Below are 285 nucleotides of genomic sequence, written 5' to 3' on the forward strand. Positions count from 1 at the left end.
GTCCTGGCTCGCACCAAAGTAGTGCTCCGCCAGCGCCAGCGAGCGAATATCGTGACCAACAAAGCAGGTCAGCTTGAAGCGCTTTTCCAGCGCCTCAACCAGCCCCCAGTTCTCTACCTTAATATGCGGCATGTAGCGAATAACGCCGCTTTCCGGGTCAACCAGGCCGGGCAAAATCACCGAGATGGCGATGAGTTCACGGATCTTGCGCTGACAGCTTTCGATGAAATGCGCAATGGTATTCAGCAACGCGTGTTCAAGCGTCTCCTGCGTGCGCTCAGGAAG

The 285-nt window shown here is 56.1% G+C and carries 1 protein-coding gene; it reads right to left on the minus strand.

The window, feature by feature from the left end; genetic code table 11:
* Nucleotides 1-285, minus strand: a 285-nt coding sequence (locus RTW80_RS28855) for an ROK family protein (RefSeq protein ID WP_312721531.1), incomplete at both ends; no start/stop codon positions are given.

Source organism: Escherichia sp. AM3 (assembly GCF_032029835.1).
Lineage (GTDB): Bacteria > Pseudomonadota > Gammaproteobacteria > Enterobacterales > Enterobacteriaceae > Escherichia > Escherichia coli.